General features: G+C 61.8%; 16 protein-coding genes. 5 read left to right on the top strand and 11 right to left on the bottom strand.

Features of this window, described 5'->3' with window-relative positions; genetic code table 11:
• Nucleotides 1-9 precede the first annotated feature (9 nt).
• The 4 genes from SLW75_RS23290 to deoC all read right to left on the bottom strand — a co-directional run bounded on the left by SLW75_RS23290 (nt 10) and on the right by deoC (nt 3,771).
• The gene (locus tag SLW75_RS23290; RefSeq protein ID WP_410935572.1) at nt 10-390 is read right to left on the bottom strand and encodes a cupin domain-containing protein; all 381 of its coding nucleotides are present in this window, start codon (nt 388-390) and stop codon (nt 10-12) included.
• Between the two features lie 666 nt (nt 391-1,056).
• Nucleotides 1,057-1,896, bottom strand: coding sequence for an AraC family transcriptional regulator (locus SLW75_RS23285; protein ID WP_410935571.1), 840 nt, complete (start codon nt 1,894-1,896; stop codon nt 1,057-1,059).
• A gap of 67 nt (nt 1,897-1,963) precedes the next feature.
• The gene (locus SLW75_RS23280) at nt 1,964-2,917 is read right to left on the bottom strand and encodes an alpha/beta hydrolase (RefSeq protein ID WP_410935570.1); all 954 of its coding nucleotides are present in this window, start codon (nt 2,915-2,917) and stop codon (nt 1,964-1,966) included.
• A gap of 173 nt (nt 2,918-3,090) precedes the next feature.
• Nucleotides 3,091-3,771 carry a deoxyribose-phosphate aldolase gene (deoC, locus tag SLW75_RS23275; RefSeq protein WP_410929533.1) on the bottom strand — a complete coding sequence of 227 codons (681 nt, stop codon included), beginning with the start codon at nt 3,769-3,771 and terminating at the stop codon, nt 3,091-3,093.
• A 130-nt stretch (nt 3,772-3,901) separates the two neighbouring features.
• On the opposite strand from deoC, the gene deoR reads away from it, so the two are divergent.
• Nucleotides 3,902-4,672 carry a DNA-binding transcriptional repressor DeoR gene (gene deoR / locus SLW75_RS23270; protein ID WP_410935569.1) on the top strand — a complete coding sequence of 257 codons (771 nt, stop codon included), beginning with the start codon at nt 3,902-3,904 and terminating at the stop codon, nt 4,670-4,672.
• Between the two features lie 217 nt (nt 4,673-4,889).
• Here deoR and SLW75_RS23265 read toward each other — a convergent pair whose 3' ends face one another.
• The 5 genes from SLW75_RS23265 to SLW75_RS23245 form a co-directional block, all read right to left on the bottom strand.
• Nucleotides 4,890-5,975: an aldose 1-epimerase family protein gene (locus tag SLW75_RS23265; RefSeq protein ID WP_410935568.1), complete on the bottom strand. Its 1,086-nt coding sequence runs from the start codon at nt 5,973-5,975 to the stop codon at nt 4,890-4,892.
• Nucleotides 5,972-7,303: an L-fucose:H+ symporter permease gene (gene fucP / locus SLW75_RS23260; protein ID WP_065989457.1), complete on the bottom strand. Its 1,332-nt coding sequence runs from the start codon at nt 7,301-7,303 to the stop codon at nt 5,972-5,974. The genes SLW75_RS23265 and fucP overlap by 4 nt, the downstream gene beginning before the upstream one ends.
• A gap of 67 nt (nt 7,304-7,370) precedes the next feature.
• Entirely contained in the window at nt 7,371-8,291 is a 921-nt protein-coding gene (gene rbsK, locus SLW75_RS23255) for a ribokinase (RefSeq protein ID WP_410935567.1), read from the bottom strand.
• Nucleotides 8,292-8,628: 337 nt separating this feature from the next.
• Complete coding sequence (locus SLW75_RS23250) at nt 8,629-9,579, bottom strand: DUF979 domain-containing protein (RefSeq protein ID WP_065989450.1); 951 nt, start codon at nt 9,577-9,579, stop codon at nt 8,629-8,631.
• Nucleotides 9,576-10,304, bottom strand: coding sequence for a DUF969 domain-containing protein (locus SLW75_RS23245; RefSeq protein WP_065989448.1), 729 nt, complete (start codon nt 10,302-10,304; stop codon nt 9,576-9,578). The genes SLW75_RS23250 and SLW75_RS23245 overlap by 4 nt, the downstream gene beginning before the upstream one ends.
• 327 nt (nt 10,305-10,631) lie before the next feature.
• Between SLW75_RS23245 and SLW75_RS23240 the strand changes: the two genes are divergently transcribed.
• The gene (locus SLW75_RS23240) at nt 10,632-11,558 is read left to right on the top strand and encodes a LysR family transcriptional regulator (protein ID WP_410935566.1); all 927 of its coding nucleotides are present in this window, start codon (nt 10,632-10,634) and stop codon (nt 11,556-11,558) included.
• 6 nt (nt 11,559-11,564) lie between these two features.
• Here SLW75_RS23240 and SLW75_RS23235 read toward each other — a convergent pair whose 3' ends face one another.
• Nucleotides 11,565-12,452, bottom strand: a complete 888-nt coding sequence (locus SLW75_RS23235; RefSeq protein ID WP_410935565.1) for a LysR family transcriptional regulator — start codon at nt 12,450-12,452, stop codon at nt 11,565-11,567.
• 117 nt (nt 12,453-12,569) lie between these two features.
• Here SLW75_RS23235 and SLW75_RS23230 point away from each other — a divergent pair, with 117 nt between their 5' ends.
• Nucleotides 12,570-13,055 (top strand): multidrug/biocide efflux PACE transporter, encoded by a 486-nt coding sequence (locus SLW75_RS23230; RefSeq protein ID WP_065989700.1) that lies wholly within the window; start codon nt 12,570-12,572, stop codon nt 13,053-13,055.
• Between the two features lie 121 nt (nt 13,056-13,176).
• On the top strand, nt 13,177-13,614 hold the full coding sequence (locus SLW75_RS23225) for a carboxymuconolactone decarboxylase family protein (protein ID WP_065989439.1): 438 nt from the start codon (nt 13,177-13,179) through the stop codon (nt 13,612-13,614).
• 15 nt (nt 13,615-13,629) lie between these two features.
• Here SLW75_RS23225 and SLW75_RS23220 read toward each other — a convergent pair whose 3' ends face one another.
• The gene (locus SLW75_RS23220; RefSeq protein WP_410935564.1) at nt 13,630-14,781 is read right to left on the bottom strand and encodes an MFS transporter; all 1,152 of its coding nucleotides are present in this window, start codon (nt 14,779-14,781) and stop codon (nt 13,630-13,632) included.
• A gap of 867 nt (nt 14,782-15,648) precedes the next feature.
• Between SLW75_RS23220 and rarD the strand changes: the two genes are divergently transcribed.
• Nucleotides 15,649-16,533, top strand: coding sequence for an EamA family transporter RarD (rarD, locus tag SLW75_RS23215; protein ID WP_410935563.1), 885 nt, complete (start codon nt 15,649-15,651; stop codon nt 16,531-16,533).
• Nucleotides 16,534-16,554: the final 21 nt, after the last annotated feature.

Below are 16,554 nucleotides of genomic sequence, written 5' to 3'. Positions count from 1 at the left end.
CCACATTGTTCAAATCCACCTATCATTCGGCGCCGTGCGCTCGTTGGTATCGTCGCCGGTGTTGATCACCCCGCTTGGCTCGATCAGCATCAGCTTCACCTCTTGGGCAGCGGACGGCTTGTGCTCGACGCCCTTGGGCACGACATACAGCTCACCCGCGTTGAGCTCGACGAAACCGTCACGAAAGTCGATGCGCAAACAGCCTTCGAGCACGATGAAGGTTTCGTCGGTGTCAGCGTGGCTGTGCCAGAGAAACTCTCCTTCCAGTCGTGCCAGCTTGAACTGGTAGTCGTTCATCTGCGCGATGACTTTTGGCTGCCACTGCTCGGTGAACAGGCTGTATTTCTGGGCGAAGTTGATGGGGGTGTATTGAGTATCGGGAGTAGACATGTGGGCGGCTCCGACAAGGTTTGATGTGGAGCCAATCTAAGGCGCGGGGTGGGTGGGGTCTTGTACGTTATTGCACGGTGGTGGGTGCAGCCGGTTTTGCGGTGTTGCGACTGACGCTTTCCCGGCTAAAGCCAGTCCTACAAAAGCGGGCAGTGTTTCAGGGGGGTATGCGGTGTATTCGTAGGACCGGCTTTAGCCGGGAAGAGGCCCTTGCGTACACCATCAGTTTTGCGGTGTGACGCATGATGCATTCCCGGCTAAAGCCAGTCCCACAGGATGACCGCGTTCAAATAGTGGGACCGGCTTCAGCCGGGAAGAGGCCGGTGGGTACGCCATCCATTTTGCGGTGTGACGCCTGACGCTTTCCCGGCTAAAGCCAGTCCCACAGGATGACCGCGTCCAAATAGTAGGACCGGCTTCAGCCGGGAAGAGGCCAGTGCGTACGCCATCCATTTTGCGGTGTGACGCATGATGCATCCCCGGCTAAAGCCAGTCCTACAGGATGACCGCGTCCAAATAGTAGGACCGGCTTCAGCCGGGGAAGAGGCCGGTGGGTACGCCATCCACTCTGCGGTGTGGCGCATGGTGCATTCCCGGCTAAAGCCGGTCCCACAAGGTGTACAGCCTTCCCAGCCAAGGCCAGTCCCACCAAGGGCGTTCGATCCGCTATGCGCCTGCCCTCAACATCTTCAACCACCGCCCCGGCGGATAGCCGAAGGTCTTCACGAAATGCCGCGTCATGTGGCTCTGGTCGGAGAATCCCGCCATCACCGACGCATCGCTCAACGACACGCCCAACGCTATCGAATGGCGCACCAAATCCAGCCGGCGCAGGGTCAGGTAGCGGTAGGGCGTGGTGCCGAACAGCACGCGGAAATCCCGCGACAGGCGCCAGCGATCGGTGTCGCTGGCCTGTTCCAGATCGGTGAGGCTGACACCTTGCTCCAGACTGGCCATGAGCATTTCCCGCGCACGTTGCGCGCCAGCGTAGTTGACGGTCTGGCGGCCCTTGCGCACACCGGCGGCCGCTTGCAGGGCGATGGCCAGGTCGTAGATCGCGTCGTCCAGTTCCAGAGGATCCAGCGCGTTGTTCAGATCGGACAAAAGCGCCTGCGTCGCCCTGAACAAGCGCGGATCATTCGACGCCCCGCCCTTGATGAACGGCAGCGGCTTGCCACCGAGCACCTGCTGAATCATCGCCGGTTCCAGGTAGAACATCCGGTAGCGAAAGCCGTCTTCGGTCCCGGCGTGGCCGTCGTGGGCTTCGTCGGGGTGCAGCACCATCGTCTGCCCCGGCAGGTTGTTGACCAACTCCTTGCCGTACTGAAAGCTCTGCACCCCCGACATCGTATGGCCGATGGCGTAGGTGTCGTGGCGGTGCATCTCGAAACCGTGGCCGTGAAAATACGCCTCGATCCGCTCGATCTGCGGCAGTGGCGCAGCACGCAGCACCCAGTCCCGCGCGGAGTGGATCAGGTGAGCGTCTTCGTCTGCATGTGAGTCCATTGGCAGCGCTCGCGGCAGCGGACGGCAGGTGCTTTGAGAGGACACCGGCCGCGTTCATGAAAAGGGGCTAACCGGGTTGCTTGAGCAAAGCCGCCGATGCGTTGGACGCATGCACCGCCGGTGGCTTCTCGCTGAGCAGGTTCTGGATCGCCTGACTGTAAGCCTCGCGCCCCAGATTCATGCTGTTGTTGTGGTTACCGCCCGGCACCATCAGCAGGTTCTTTGGCTCCTGCGCCGCCTCGAACAACGCTTCACTGAAATGCGGCGCGACGAACGGGTCCGCCGTGCCATGGACGATCAGCACCGGCATGTGCACGTCGGCGATCTTGTCGATGGAGTCGAATTTCTGCGAGACCAGCCAGCGCACCGGCAACGAGGTGCGTTTGCTGGCGACGGAGGACGCGACGTCGGCGAGGTTGGTGAAGGTCGATTCGATGATCAGGCCCCGCGCCTGAATTGGCCCGTCGCCTTTCTGCGCGTCCCGGCCCAGTTCGGCGGCGAGGTCAACGGCCACGGCGCCACCCAGCGAATGACCGTAGATGAGGCGTTTTTGCGGGTCGGGTTGAATCTGCTTGAGACGTTCCCAGGCGATGCGCGCGTCTTCATAGACCGACGCTTCCGACGGCAACTGGCCCTTGCTCTGACCGAAACCGCGGTAGTCGATGGCGAGGATGGAGAAGCCCAAGGCGCGCAGTTGTTCGATGCGGAACAGCTGACCGGTGAGGTTCCAGCGCGAGCCGTGCAGATACAGAATGGCGGGAGCGTCTTTTTTGTCCGAAGCCCACCACCAGGCATGGATGTTCTGCCCGAGGCCAAACGATGGCCCCTTGAGTTCCAGCTCTTGCACATCGGACGGCAGGCCGCGGTACCAGCTCGCCGTGCCGGGCTCGATCATGAAGACCAGTTCACGCTCCTTGTGCTGCAGCGCTGCGCAACCGACCGGCAGACCGACTACGATCAGCAGCATGCACAGCCAGAAGAACCAGCGAGCCTTGAGCCGCGCCAGGGAGAATGTTCGCATTGAGAAAGGTGTCCGGTGCAGAAGTGAGTGCACCGGCAGTTTGCCACTCATTGGCGGGGTGGGTCCTGCTCTTTTCGGCGAAAGGCTTCTGTCGAAAGGCCTTCTGTCGAAAGGCCAGCCCACACCAGGGACGGTGCCCTGCGAGGGTCAGCGCCAGACACCTTCCGGCAGAATCAGTAACCCGAGCCCGACGCCGCCGCCCCACTGACGATCGCGATCCCGGAACTGGTGCCCAGCCGCGTCGCGCCCGCTTCGATCATCGCCACCGCTGTTGCATAGTCACGCACGCCGCCGGACGCTTTCACGCCAACGCCCTGCCCCACGACCTTGCGCATCAGGGTGACGTCTTCCAGGGTCGCGCCGCTGCGGCTGAAGCCGGTGGAGGTTTTGACGAAGGCGACGTTGAGGTCACGGCAGATCTCGGCGGCGCGGGTTTTCTGCGCGTCATCCAGCAGGCAGGTTTCGAAGATGACCTTCAGCGGGACCGCACCACAGGCATCTTTCACGGCAGCGATGTCGTCGCGCACTTCATCAAACAGACCGTCCTTCAGCCAGCCGATGTTCAGGACCATGTCGATCTCGCCCGCGCCGGCCGCGATGGCCTGCTTCGCCTCGAAAGCCTTGGTGTCGCTCAGCCCGGCACCCAGCGGGAACCCGACCACGGCGCAGACTTTGACGGCCTGACCTTCCAGCAACGAGGCGGCGTAAGGCACCTGGCCAGAATTCACGCACACCGAATAGAATCCGTGCGCCTGGGCTTCGCGGCACAGGGTGGCGATCTGCTCGCGACTGGCGTCGGCGGCCAGCAAGGTGTGGTCGATGTACTGGGCGAGTGCTGCGGGTTCGATCTTCATGGCCAATCGTTTCCTGATAGTGAGGCGGTAACCAGCGACACGCTTTAAGCTTCATGCCTGAGCGCATCATTTTATGTTGTAAATATAACAATGAATGTTATTTTTTTACCATATCCATTCGACAATCGGAATGCCCGTGGACAGTAAAAAATCCGACCGTATCAAGCTGATCCAGCAAGCCCTGCACGATCAGAAGGCTATTCACCTGAAGGAAATGGCCGCCCTGCTGGACGTTTCGGAGATGACCCTGCGTCGTGACCTGACCCGCCACCCCGACAAATTCCACTTGTTGGGCGGGCACATCACCCTGGCGTTTGATCCGTCCGAGGCCAGTGATTACAAGGTCACTGAGCAAGGCACCCGTCACGTCGAGGAAAAGCGCCGGGTCGGCAAGCTCGCGGCAGCGTTCATCCAACCCGGCGATACGGTGTTTTTCGATTGCGGCACCACGATCCCTTTCGTCATCGACTTCATTCCGGACGAGCTGGAATTCACCGCCGTGTGCAACTCCCTCAACGTCCTGCTCAAGCTGCAGCAGAAGCCCAGCTGCTCCATCGTGTTGTGCGGGGGGACCTTTCATCGCAAGAATCAGGTGTTCGAGCACCACAGCGAAGCGACGATTCTGGATGGCATCCGCCTGACCTGGGCCTTCGTTTCAGCAGCCGGGGTCAGCGACGAGCTGGGCGTGACCTGCTTCAATTTCAATGAAGTGGAGGTCAAGCAAAAGGTCCTGCGCCAGGCCCGGCACTGCATGTTGCTGGCCGATCATTCCAAGTTCGATGCCGTGCGCACGGCGCATTTCGCGACATTGCAGGACTTTCATGTGGTGGTGAGCGACAAGAAGCTGCCGAAGGTTTATCGGGATTTGATTGAGGGGTATGGGGCGCGTTGGGTGGTGTGATCAGCCCTGAATTTGTGTTGCCTGCGCCACCTCATTCGCGAGCAAGCTCACTCCCACAAGTACGATCTGGTTTCAAGATCCGAGGATGGAAACTGATCACTGTGAGAGTAAGCAAGCTCACTCTCAGCGAATCAGAAGTCACCGGACATCTGTTGACGGAAACCGGTCACCGTGGGAGCGACCGGGGTGGCGCTCCACCTTGATCGCGAAGGCGCCTTCAGCGTTTCAGATCGCTTTCCAGCTGCCGCACCTCTTCAGCCCCCAGATACCCCGTTATCACGCTAAAAGACGCGCTCTCCCCCGCACCCAACAAACGCACATTCCCTTTGGCCTTTTCCGCCAGATACCCCTCGGGCTCGCAGGTCGCGGGCAGGACAAATGCGGCCACCTGCTGATCAGCGTTGTGCAGGATCCACCGCGCCGCATGGTCGAACTGCGCCGGTTGATAACGCGTGTAAAACGCCGGGCCTTCAGGGTGCTTGAGCAGGAAATGCGCATTGCCCTGGGCGTCCGCGTGGACGCCGTCGAAGAAGCAAACGATCTCCGGGTCGTACAAATCAGGCGTGCTCAGGCTTTCCAGCCGCGAAGGGTCTTCGCTCAGTTCGGCCATGTACGCCGACCATGCCGGCGTCGGCTTGACGTGGGCCGGCACGCTGCTGCGAACCCGTGTACGCGCCATGCCCAATGGCTCGACGAAACGTCCGCCGTCGACGTAGGCATAGTTCATGTGCGCCATGTACATCAGCTCCATCGGCTTGCCGGCCAGGTTGCGCACGTCCATGCCGATGTCGAACAGCGCCGAACCCGGGCGCAAGGTCACGCTGGGCCTGGCGCGGTAGTGGTCGCCAAAGCCCATCACGTATTCATACTCGCCGCCGATGCGCAAAAACCCGCCGCCAGCATCCTCGCCGATCTCCAGCCAGGCGCTGTCCATCGGCGCGCAGGGCATTTCGCCGTGCAACGGATGATCGTCTTCCGGGGTCGGGCAGCCGTTGCGCAAGATCCCGCTGTGGAACATGAAGCAGCCGTAGGTGCCGATCACCGTTGGGCTCGGGCGCGGCTGCTCGAACATGTTGCGCATGGTCAGGTCGCATCCATCGAACACCGCCGACCAGACCATCTGCCCCTGATACGGCAGCACCACGACCCGGCCGCGGTCATTCTCCAGCGCCAGGGCTTTCACGCCGCTGGGATAGGTCCAGGCCAGCACACGAAAGTCAGCGGATTCCAGCAGCGTCTTTTCATCGCCACTGAACAGCTCCGGGTACAGCGAAATCGTGGTGCGCGTTTCGGTGCCCCTCATGATGCCGTCACCGCGCCAGCCGGCGCCTGGGCCGGCAGCGGATCACGCATGCACTTGATGGCATAAGCGACGATCGCCACAAAGCACAGCAGTGGCACGGTGTAGGCGATCTGCATGTTGCCGCCGGTGGCGTCGGAGAGCAGGCCCTGGAAGATCGGCATCACGCCGCCGCCGACAATACTCATCACCAGCAGCGAACCGCCGACGCCGGTGTCCTCACCCAGACCGTCGATGGTCAGGCCATAAATGGTCGGCCAGCACGGGCCCAGGAAAATACTCACACCCACCGCCGCATACACCGCGCTGATGTTCGGCACCAGAATCGTGTAGGCCAGCAGTACGATGGCCAGCACGCCGTAGATTGCCAGCACCTTGGCCGGGGACATTTTGCGCATCAGCAGGTTGGCGACCATCTTGCCGACGAAGTACGCCGCGAAAGTGGTCAGCAGGAACCACGAGGCGCTGCGCTCGTTCATTCCGCCCATCTGCATCGCCAGGCGAATGGTGAAACTCCACACGCCGACTTGGGCGCCGACATACAGAAACTGCGCCAGCACGCCGAAGGTAAAGCGCGGGTTGCGCCACAGACGCGACAGGCTCTGGCCGATGCTGCTGGATTTGACGTTGGCCTTGACGATGCCCTTGCACGCCGGAAACTTGGTGAACGCGATCAGCACGAACATCAGGACCAGCACCGCGATCATCCATTTATACGGCAGCAGCGTGGACTGAATCATCTGCAGTTGCTGGACGGCGGCTTCCGAGGCGCTCATTTGCGTCAACTGCTCGCGGGTGGCGTCGGTGTCCTTGAACATCACGAAACTGCCCACGTACACGCCGGTCATCGCGCCGAACGGGTGGAAGGTCTGGGAGATGTTCAGGCGACGGGTGCCGGTCTCACGCGGCCCCATCAGCGTCGAGTAGGTGTTGCAGGCGGTTTCAAGGAAAGCCAGGCCGGCCGCGATGACGAACAGCGCCATCAGGAACATGCCGTATTTGGCCATCGACGCTGCCGGAAAGAACAGCGAGCAGCCCGCCATGTACAGCACCAGGCCGATGAGGATGGTGGTCTTGTAGCTGAAACGTCTGACGACCATCGCCGCTGGAATCGCCACGAAGAAGTAACCGAGGTAGAACGCCGATTGCACGAAAGAGGTCTGCACATCGCTGAGCAGGAAGGCTTTCTTGAAGTGCGCGATGAGCACGTCGTTCATGCTCGCGGCCGCCGCCCACAGCGCGAAGCAGCAGCACAGCAGAAGGAAGGCGAACCACGGCGTGCGGTTCAGGTAGAACCCGTCCGGTGATTGTTGGAGCGCGGGCTTTGTCATTGTTGTTCTCCGGGAAGTGCAGGAAATACCCGCCCCACCGATCAGGCGATCGGCAGGGCGCGGCGGCTCAAAGAGTGTCGAGAAAGTGGCCGAACGCGGCAGCGTCCGGGTAGGAACTCTGGGTGCCGAGGCCGGTGACCGAGCAGGCGGAATAGGCCACCGCGCGGGTCATGGCGTTGCGCATGTCGCCGTCTTCGCTCCAGTGGCGGGCGAAGCAACCGATGAACGCGTCGCCGGCGCCGGTGGTGTCGCGGGCATCGACCTTGATGCCTTCGACGCGAAATTCGCCTTGTTCGCCGACGTACAGCGCACCCTTCTCACCGAGGGTGACGATGACGTGACGAATGCCGTCCTGCACCAGTTGCCGGGCGGCCGCGCGGGCCGATTCCACCGAGTCGATGACACGCCCGGTGACCAGCGCCAGTTCGGTTTCGTTGGGAATGAAAAAGTCCAGCTGCGACAGGTGCTCGCGGCTCAAGCCCTTCACGGCAGGCGCAGGATTGAGCAGCACCGGAATGCCGTTGGCCTTGGCGAACTCGATGGCGTAGTAGACGGTTTCCAGCTCGATTTCCAGTTGCAGCACGATGAGCGTGCAGTCGCGCAACGCGGCCTGGGCAACGTCGATGTCCGCAGGTTTCAGGTGCGCATTGGCGCCTTTGACGATGAGGATGCTGTTGTGGGAATCGCTCTGCACGAAAATCGGCGCGACGCCGCTGGATACGCCGGGAACGCGCTGGACGAATTGGGTATCGATGCCGTAGCGCTTGAAATTGGCCAGGGTGTTGTCGGCAAACATGTCGTCGCCGACCTTGCTCAGCATCAGCACGTCAGCGCCCAGCTTCGCCGCCGCAACGGCCTGATTGGCGCCCTTGCCGCCGCAGCCCATGGCGAAATTCGGTGCTTCGAGGGTCTCACCCTGCGCCGGCATCCGGTCGATGTAGGTGATCAAATCCACCATATTGCTGCCGATGACCGCGATCTTATTCATGTGTGTGAGTACCTTGTTCACGCGCTGGGCCCGAAGAATGAGCCACCGTCGCGGTTTTATTTTTGTTATTTAAATAACATTTTGTGTGACTATTCAACCTATTTTTTCCCGGGGAGACATGTGGCCTGGTATCGGGTGCACACGGTGTTCATGGGAAGCGGGCTGTAAGCCCTGAGGCAGAGGGTTTGCAGCCACTGGTCGTACAGACCACGAATTCGCGCAAACGTTTGCGGTGAGGGGCTGACAACGCCGAATTTGAATGGTGTAAGCGAGCCGAGGGAGGAGGTCTGCCCGCAAAAGCCTGCGGGCCGGGCGCTGAAATCAGATCAGGAAATGACTACATCAGGAAATACAGCAGGAGGATATTCGCCACCAGCATCGCCAGCGCGGTGGGGATTTGCGCTTTGATCACGGCATATTTGTCAGGCAGTTCCAGCAACGCCGCAGGTATCAGGTTGTAGTTGGCCGCCATCGGCGTCATCAGCGTGCCGCAGTAGCCCGAGAACATGCCGATGGCGGCCATCACCGCCGGGTTGGCGCCGTACATGCCTACCAGCACCGGCACGCCGATGCCGCCGGTCATCACCGGAAACGCGGCAAAGCCGTTGCCCATGACGATGGTGAACAGCGCCATGCCCAGCACATACACCATCACCGCGACGAGACGAAAATCCAGGTTGATGTAGGCCGTGGCCAGGTGAGCCACCGCTTTGCCGACGCCCGCGTCGTTGAACACCAGGCCGAGCATCGCCAGCATCTGTGGCAGCACCAATGCCCAACCCAGCGCTTCGGTCAGGCGCCGCGATTCGCGCATGGCCTGCACCGGCGTGTCGCGGGTCAGCCAGCAGGCCAGTCCCAGCGCTACCAGACTGCCGATGCCCAGCGACACAAACGTGCTGTTGGCCGGGTCCAGCAGAAAGACGTCACCAAACTTGATGTTCTTCAGCAGCACCGCGCCAATCACGGTGACCAGCGGAATCGCCAGCGCCGGAATGAACAGCTTATTCTTCAAGCGCCCTGCACTCTTCCGTCGCGCCCGGTCGTTGAGGTTCTCATGCTGGCCGAAACCGACGCCGCCGAAGCCTGCGATCACCGCCATAACGATCACCCCGACGCCCACCCACACCGGTGGCAGCTTCTCGCCGACCAGAAACGCGATGGCGAACAGACCCCAGAACAGCCCCGTGGTCCAGCGCTTGGGGTTGCTCCGATCAGTCGCGGTCATGAACGCCGTGATCGCCAGAATCACGCCCGCCAGCCAGTACAGGTATTGAATGGAAATGATCATCGCGCCAGCTCCTTGTCGACCGCGGCGGCCGGCGGCAGCACCTTGAGCTCACGGTTCAGGTGCTGATCGAAACGGTGCAGGCGGATGGCGTGGATGACGAACGCGCAGATCGCTGTCGGAATCCCCCAGAAAGCGATGTGCATCGGGTCGACATCAATGCCGGAGCCGAGCAGGAAGGTGTGCATCAGCGCAATCGCACCAAACGCGACGAAGATGTCTTCACCAAAGAACAGCCCGACATTGTCGGTCGCTGCGCACAACGCCAGCAGCTTGATGCGCAACCCCTCGGGCAGCTTGCCGAAGCGGGATTCAGCGGCGCCCTCGGCCATGGGCGCGAGCAACGGCCGCACCATCTGCGGGTGGCCGCCGAGGCTGGTCAGCCCCAGGGCGGCAGTGGTTTCCCGCACGAACAGGTAGGCGATCAGCAGGCGTCCGGCCGTGGCGCCGGTGAACCGGGCGATCCAGTTCTGCGCGTGCAGACGCAGGCCGTGGCGTTCCAGCAAACCGATCACCGCCAGGGGCAAGAGGATGATCAGCGGCAGCGTGCGGGTTTTGATGAAGCCCGTGCCGATGGTCGCCAGAATGGTTTCCAGCGGCATGCTGGCGGCAAGGCCGGTGGCCAGAGCGGCAAGCGCCACGACCAGCATCGGGTTGAAACGCAGGACGAAGCCCAGAACGATGACCAGCACGCCAAGCAGCGGCCAGAGGTTGATAGCGGTTTGCATGATGGGGTTCTCGTTGGCAGTGGCGGTACCTTGCTGGGGCACGAATGAGGAACAGGGTCGAGAAACGAGCGATGGCAGCACTTATGCTCAGAACAGGCTAAGCCCAGGCTTAACGGATTCACAGCGCCGCTGCCCCATGGCACCGCAGTCCCGCCCGGGCGTCCAACGGGAAAAACCCGCTATGGTCCATAAGATTTTCTGTTGCCGTGATGGCATGCAACCTGCTGTTCCAGTGCTCGGTTTGCACAGGCCGTGCCGGCCACGATGTGTCGATCGCAGGTCATGCTGAATGTCAGCCGGCGCTCAATTGCTCAAGGAAATCCCTCGGTGAATCTCAAGTTTCTGGAAACCTTCGTCTGGGTCGCGCGGCTGAAAAGCTTTCGTCTGACGGCGGAAAAACTGTTCAGCACGCAGGCCTCTATCTCCAGCCGCATCGCCGCGCTGGAGGACGAAATGGGCGTGCGGCTGTTCGTCCGGGATTCCAGGGGCGTGTCGCTGACCCAAGAGGGCGTGCGCGTGCTCGAATACGCCGAGCACATCATGGACACGATGCAAAGCATGAAGGCGGCGATCAAGGACCCGAGCCAGGTGCGCGGCCGCATCCGCATCGGCGCCATGGATACGGTGATACACACCTGGCTCAGCCCCCTGGTAACACGCCTGATGAAGTGTTACCCGAACCTGGAGATCGAGCTCACCGCCGAGACCGCCAGCAACCTCTGCTCGCAGCTGGAAAAGGGGTATCAGGACATCATTTTCCAGACCGACGTGCTGCGTTTTGACAGCGTGCGCAATGCGGTGCTGGCGCGCTATCCCCTGCGCTGGGTAGTGCCGACCGGCTCGGCGTTCGACCGCCCGGACGTGACCCTCGAAGAGATCGCCGAAGCGCGCATCGTCACGTTCTCGCGCAACTCGCGGCCGCACCAGGACATCCTCAACATGCTGCACACCGCCAACATCGTCACGCCACGGATCAACTGCGTGAACTCGGCGTCGGCGATCACCCGCCTGGTGCGCGACGGCTTCGGCATCGGCGCGCTGCCGGTGACGCTGGTCCACGGCGAACTGGCCCAGGGCGCGTTGACGCTGATCGAGAACGTCCCGCTGCCGCCGCTGATGGACATCGTCGCCAGCTGGCGCACCGGCGCGGGCATGGAGTTGGTGGAAGACATCGTCGGCCTGACCCGCGAGGTGGTAAACGCGTTCGCTCAGGAGATGCCGGAAGGGTTTGTGCTGGAGGGCGGACCCGAGTGAGCCCGATCAATAGCCCCCCCGCCCCTCCAGCAGCGTGTCCAGCAGCCACGTCCCCGCCGGCCCCAGGCTTTTTTGCCGGGACCAGATCACGTCGACCGCCGAGCTGCGCGGCCAACCCGGCACGGTGAGTTCCTTCAACCGGCCCTGACCGCAGGTGCTGACCAGCCAGCGCGGCAGTGCCGACCAGCCGAAGCCGAAGATCGCCATATCCATCAGCAGCAGGTAATTGGGCGCTGACCAGCTGCGCCGTGCGCCACTGGGCAGGTCGTCGGTGGGCACGCTTTCGTCGACGATGGTGTTCAGGCGCAACGCACGATGCTGCGCGAGATGGCGATAATCGACGGGCTTTTCAGTGGCCAGCGGGTGGTTGTGGGAAACGAAGATGCCGAAGTCGGCGCGCTCGACGATGGTCGCGTAGCCCACTTCCGGCGGATACGAGGCCTGGGCCGACAGCAAACCCAGGGACGCACGACCTGTCTGGATCAGGTTGATCGCGTCGCCGTGCTCGGCAAACACACACTCCAGTTCCAGCTCCGGAAAGCGCTGATCGAGTTCGGTCATGCGTGCCTGAAATTCAGCGAACTGGTTGGCGTCGGACAGCACCAGCGTCAGGCGCGGCTCCATCCCTTCAACCAGACGCCCTGCCGCGCGGCGCAAGGTGTCGGACGCTGCGAGCACATCTTCGATGCGCCCTTCCAGCGCCCTGCCCGCTTCGGTAAGCGCCGGATGGCGGGTTGACCGATCAAACAGTTCGACCCCCAGATCAATCTCCAGCCGCGAAATGGCCTCGCTGATGGTCGATTGACTCTTGCCCAGCCGTCGCGCAGCGGCACTGAACGAGCCCAGCGCGATGGTCTGCGCGAACGCTTCAAGGGCTTCGGGGGAATAACTCACGGGTGGCACCTCTGCACAGCGCTCAATTCCCCATCGGTTTTTCCGATGGGACCGATTTTCACTCTAGCCCATCGCACCACGACAATGCACACCTGCCCCGAAAAAGTGATCGCCCCCATGCCTCTGCATACCCTGACCTCCCACACGACGGCGAAGCCGGTCGTTTCGCGAAAGTCCCTCAAAGAGCGCGTCCTGCATGCGCTGCTGTTCGAACTGATCGGCGTGCTGATGTTTGCGCCAGGGCTGGCTTGGGTGCTCGGCCAGTCCATTGGCAAGATGGGCGCGATGACGGTGATGATCTCCACCATCGCCATGCTCTGGAACATGGTCTTTAACGCCGGGTTCGACCGCCTGCGGGCGCGGTTGGGTTTCGCCCTGAATCTCAAGGCGCGTGCGCTGCATGCCATCGGCTTTGAAGCGGGACTGATTTTCATGGTGGTGCCGATGGTGGCGTGGTGGTTGTCGGTCACATTGCTGGAAGCCTTCCTGCTGGACATCGGCCTGGTGCTTTTGTATCTCCCGTACACAATGCTGTTCAACCTGGCCTACGACGGGATTCGCGAGCGACTGATCGCCCGGCCCCAGTCATGCGCTGCTGATTGATAACCGTGTAATTGGTCTCCCCTAAACCTCCTTCATTGGCTATTCGGCATGCCCCAGCGCCGACGTAAGCTTTCGCCACGTCCAGCGGCTATCGCCGGCAACCTTTGAAGAGAGCACTGACATGAACAACCGAATCGCCTGGGCCCAGAAATCGCCGGAGGCCTACAAAGCCATGGCCGGGCTGGAGACGGCGCTGAGCAAATCGGGGCTGGATCATTCGCTCTTGGAGCTGATCCGTCTGCGTGCTTCGCAGCTCAACGGCTGTGCGTACTGCGTCAACCTGCACGCCAATGACGCACGCAAGGCCGGCGAAACCGAGGCCCGTCTGCAGACCCTTAGCGTGTGGGAAGACACCGAATTCTTCACCGAGAAGGAAAAGGTCGTACTTGCCTGGGTGGAAAGCCTGACGCTGCTGCCCGTGCACCGCGCGCCGCAGCATCAGTACGAGGCGCTGCTCAAGCACTACAGCGACGCCGAAATGGTCAACATCACCCTCGCCGTCGCCACCATCAACGCCTGGAACCGCTTCGGCGTGGGCTTTGCGATGATGCCGAGCTGATTCCCGTTATTGGCTTCAGACCCGCAAGAACCGACCGCTGATCGCCACACCCAGCAGCATCACGGCGATGATCATGAACGCCGCGCCGAGGCTGCTGAGGTGAGCGACAAAACCGATGCCGGCCGGCCCCATCAAAATGCCGATGTAGCCCAATGTGGTGATCGCCGGCACTGCCACGTTCTCCGGCATGGTTTTCTGCCGGCCGACCGCGCTGTAAAACACCGGCACGATGTTGGAACAGCCGATGCCCACCAGCGCGTACCCGCACAGCGCCGCCTGCCAAACCGGAATAAGGGTCGCGACGATCATCCCGGCGGCCGCGCACAGCCCGCCAAACAGGATGATCTTGTGCACACCGAGGCGCCGGACGATCGGATCGCCGCACAGGCGACCGATTGCCATGAACAGCGCGAACACCGCATAACCGAACCCTGCGTAAGACGGCTCGACCCCGCGCTGGGCGCTGAGGAACACCGCGCTCCAGTCGAGCATCGCGCCTTCGGTGAGGAACACCGTGAAGCACATCAACCCGATGAACAGCACCACGCCCCGCGGGATCGCAAACGCCGGCCCGCCCGGTTCGCTGCCATAGGGCAACAAGTGCGGCGCGGCTTTATACAGCGCGAGGGCAATGAACAACGCGACGAAGGCCATCGCCAGCCATGGCCAGACCCCAACGCTCAACAACGCCGACACCCCCGCCGCCCCCAGAATCCCGCCGCAGCTGAACAGCCCGTGAAACCCGGACATCATGGTCTTGCCGCTCGCCCGTTCGACGATGATCGCCTGGATATTGGTGACGCAACCCAGCGCGCCCATGCTCGCGCCATAGACAAACAGCGTGGCGACCATCAGCGGCACCGAGCTCAGGGTGGCCAATAAAGGCAGGCACACACAGGCGATGCCGCCCGTTATCACGATCAACCGCCGACAGCCATAACGCACCGTCATCGCCCCGGCCAGGGGCATCGACACAATCGAGCCAATGCCCAGGCACAACAGCAACAACCCGAGGCCGGCGTCATCCAGGCCCAGACGGCTTTTCGCATAAGGCACCAGCGGCGCCCAGGCCGACATACTGAACCCGGTGACAAAAAACGCGATCCGCGTCGAAAACTGCTCCAACCGCCCCGGTACTACGGGCGCTGCGGTGCTGATGGAAGTCATTGCCGCTCCCTTGAAATGCTTGGACGGGGACTCTTGGACGGGGACAGATTCATTTACGGTGAAGCGCTGTAAATAAATCAGTCCCCTCGAAATAGTCCCCTCGAATTGGGACCAGCCTAACAAAGCTTGAAACAATGCCGAAGAAGGGATGTTGAAGGGAGTGGCCTCAAGAACGCCTCAATCGATCTCGACGACACGGACGCGGAGCGTGGGAACGATCAATTGCTTCAGCCGGAAAGAGGCCTGTGCGTACACCATTCATTTTGCGGCGCGGCACTCGACGCCTTCCCGGCTAAAGCCGGGAAGCCGTTGCTGTTGCTGTTGCTGTTGCTGTTGCTGTTGATCTTCTACGCGGTAGTTCAAACACCGCCAATCGCGACTTTGGTGCAGGCTGAACGCAGGTCTCGCGGAGTGGGCCGAGCGGCATGGATGCCGCGAGAGCCGCCCCCCGCCATGGATGGCGGATGGCGGCGGGCCCACGGAGCGGGACCGGAGTGAAGGAACCCTGACGAAGGAAGGGCCCAACCGAGAGCAAGCACCCTTGGTTACTTGGGGTGCTTTTCCAAGTAACTCGCCGAAGGCGAAACCCGAGGCCCCTAGGCCGACCGCTGTAGATCTCGATCTTGATCTCGATCTTGATCTTGATCTTGATCTTGATCCCGAACGAGCATCGTTTACTGCCAGCCCACCTGCGGTTTACCAGATTGCTGCGGACCGACGGCACGACCTCAGATAAACTCTGCGCCGTTGCAGTGCGCTATGCCTCAAAAAGCGCCTCAACAAGTGCCATCAAAGCGCGCCATCAGAGCCCGCCGATAAAAGCATCCCTGCACCCCAATCCTGAAGCATCGAAAACAAGGAGCCCCTGTGTACAAGGGCGTTGCGTTATCGGTCATGGCCTCCTGCCTGTTCGCGGTCATGTACTACTACACCTCACTGCTCACGCCATTGAGCGGTGAAGAAATCTTCGGTTGGCGCATGCTGCTGACCCTGCCCTGCGTGACGGTGTTCATGCTCTCCACCGGAGACTGGAAACTCGCCCGCGCCCTCGCCGCCCGTGTGCATCAGACGCCTGCCCTGCTGGCGGCGATGGCGTTGTCAGCGACCTTGATGGGCGCGCAATTGTGGCTGTTCATGTGGGCGCCGCTGCACGGCCGCAGCCTGGAAGTATCACTGGGTTATTTTCTGCTGCCGCTGACGATGATCCTCACCGGACGCGTGGTGTACGGTGAACACCTGTCCCACCTGCAAAAAATCGCCGCCTGCTGCGCCCTCGTCGGCGTCGGCAACGAACTGCTGCGCCTGGGCAGTTTTTCCTGGGAAACCCTGCTCGTCTGCCTGGGTTATCCGCTGTACTTTGTGCTGCGGCGCAAGCTCAAGACCGACAACCTCGGCGGCCTGTGGTGGGACATGCTGCTGATCCTGCCTGTCGCGGTGCTGTTCATCTGCCAAGGCAACCCGTCGGTGGTGGAACAATTCCCGCGGTTCTATGTGCTGATTCCGGTATTGGGGGCGATCAGTGCGTCGGCGCTGGTCAGCTACATTCGCGCCAGCCGCCTGCTGGCGTTCAGCGTGTTCGGCCTGCTGAGCTACGTCGAGCCGGTGCTGCTGGTCGGCGTCGCCCTGCTGCTGGGCGAATCCATCGGCCGCGATGAATGGATGACCTACCTGCCCATCTGGCTGGCGGTCATGGTCCTGGTGGGAGAAGGCGCCAAACATGTGTTGGCCCAGCGGCGACGCAACAGCGTGTGAATTGACGTTTGCTCGTTGGCA

It is taken from the genome of Pseudomonas sp. W5-01 (assembly GCF_046540435.1).
Classification (GTDB): Bacteria; Pseudomonadota; Gammaproteobacteria; order Pseudomonadales; family Pseudomonadaceae; genus Aquipseudomonas; species Aquipseudomonas graminis_B.
The sequence above is the reverse complement of the archived record's forward strand: the minus strand, read 5'-3'. Positions and strand labels throughout refer to the sequence as shown.

What these genes read in the sequence shown, in the direction of transcription:
- deoC (WP_410929533.1), bottom strand. Translation starts at nt 3,771, where the DNA reads ATGAAGATCGAACCCGCAGCACTCGCCCAGTACATCGACCACACCTTG.
- SLW75_RS23220 (WP_410935564.1), bottom strand. Translation starts at nt 14,781, where the DNA reads ATGACTTCCATCAGCACCGCAGCGCCCGTAGTACCGGGGCGGTTGGAG.
- SLW75_RS23285 (WP_410935571.1), bottom strand. Translation starts at nt 1,896, where the DNA reads ATGGACTCACATGCAGACGAAGACGCTCACCTGATCCACTCCGCGCGG.
- SLW75_RS23265 (WP_410935568.1), bottom strand. Translation starts at nt 5,975, where the DNA reads ATGAGGGGCACCGAAACGCGCACCACGATTTCGCTGTACCCGGAGCTG.
- SLW75_RS23280 (WP_410935570.1), bottom strand. Translation starts at nt 2,917, where the DNA reads ATGCGAACATTCTCCCTGGCGCGGCTCAAGGCTCGCTGGTTCTTCTGG.
- SLW75_RS23290 (WP_410935572.1), bottom strand. Translation starts at nt 390, where the DNA reads ATGTCTACTCCCGATACTCAATACACCCCCATCAACTTCGCCCAGAAA.
- deoR (WP_410935569.1), top strand. Translation starts at nt 3,902, where the DNA reads ATGCCCGTGGACAGTAAAAAATCCGACCGTATCAAGCTGATCCAGCAA.
- fucP (WP_065989457.1), bottom strand. Translation starts at nt 7,303, where the DNA reads ATGACAAAGCCCGCGCTCCAACAATCACCGGACGGGTTCTACCTGAAC.
- SLW75_RS23230 (WP_065989700.1), top strand. Translation starts at nt 12,570, where the DNA reads ATGCCTCTGCATACCCTGACCTCCCACACGACGGCGAAGCCGGTCGTT.
- SLW75_RS23250 (WP_065989450.1), bottom strand. Translation starts at nt 9,579, where the DNA reads ATGATCATTTCCATTCAATACCTGTACTGGCTGGCGGGCGTGATTCTG.
- SLW75_RS23225 (WP_065989439.1), top strand. Translation starts at nt 13,177, where the DNA reads ATGAACAACCGAATCGCCTGGGCCCAGAAATCGCCGGAGGCCTACAAA.
- rbsK (WP_410935567.1), bottom strand. Translation starts at nt 8,291, where the DNA reads ATGAATAAGATCGCGGTCATCGGCAGCAATATGGTGGATTTGATCACC.
- SLW75_RS23245 (WP_065989448.1), bottom strand. Translation starts at nt 10,304, where the DNA reads ATGCAAACCGCTATCAACCTCTGGCCGCTGCTTGGCGTGCTGGTCATC.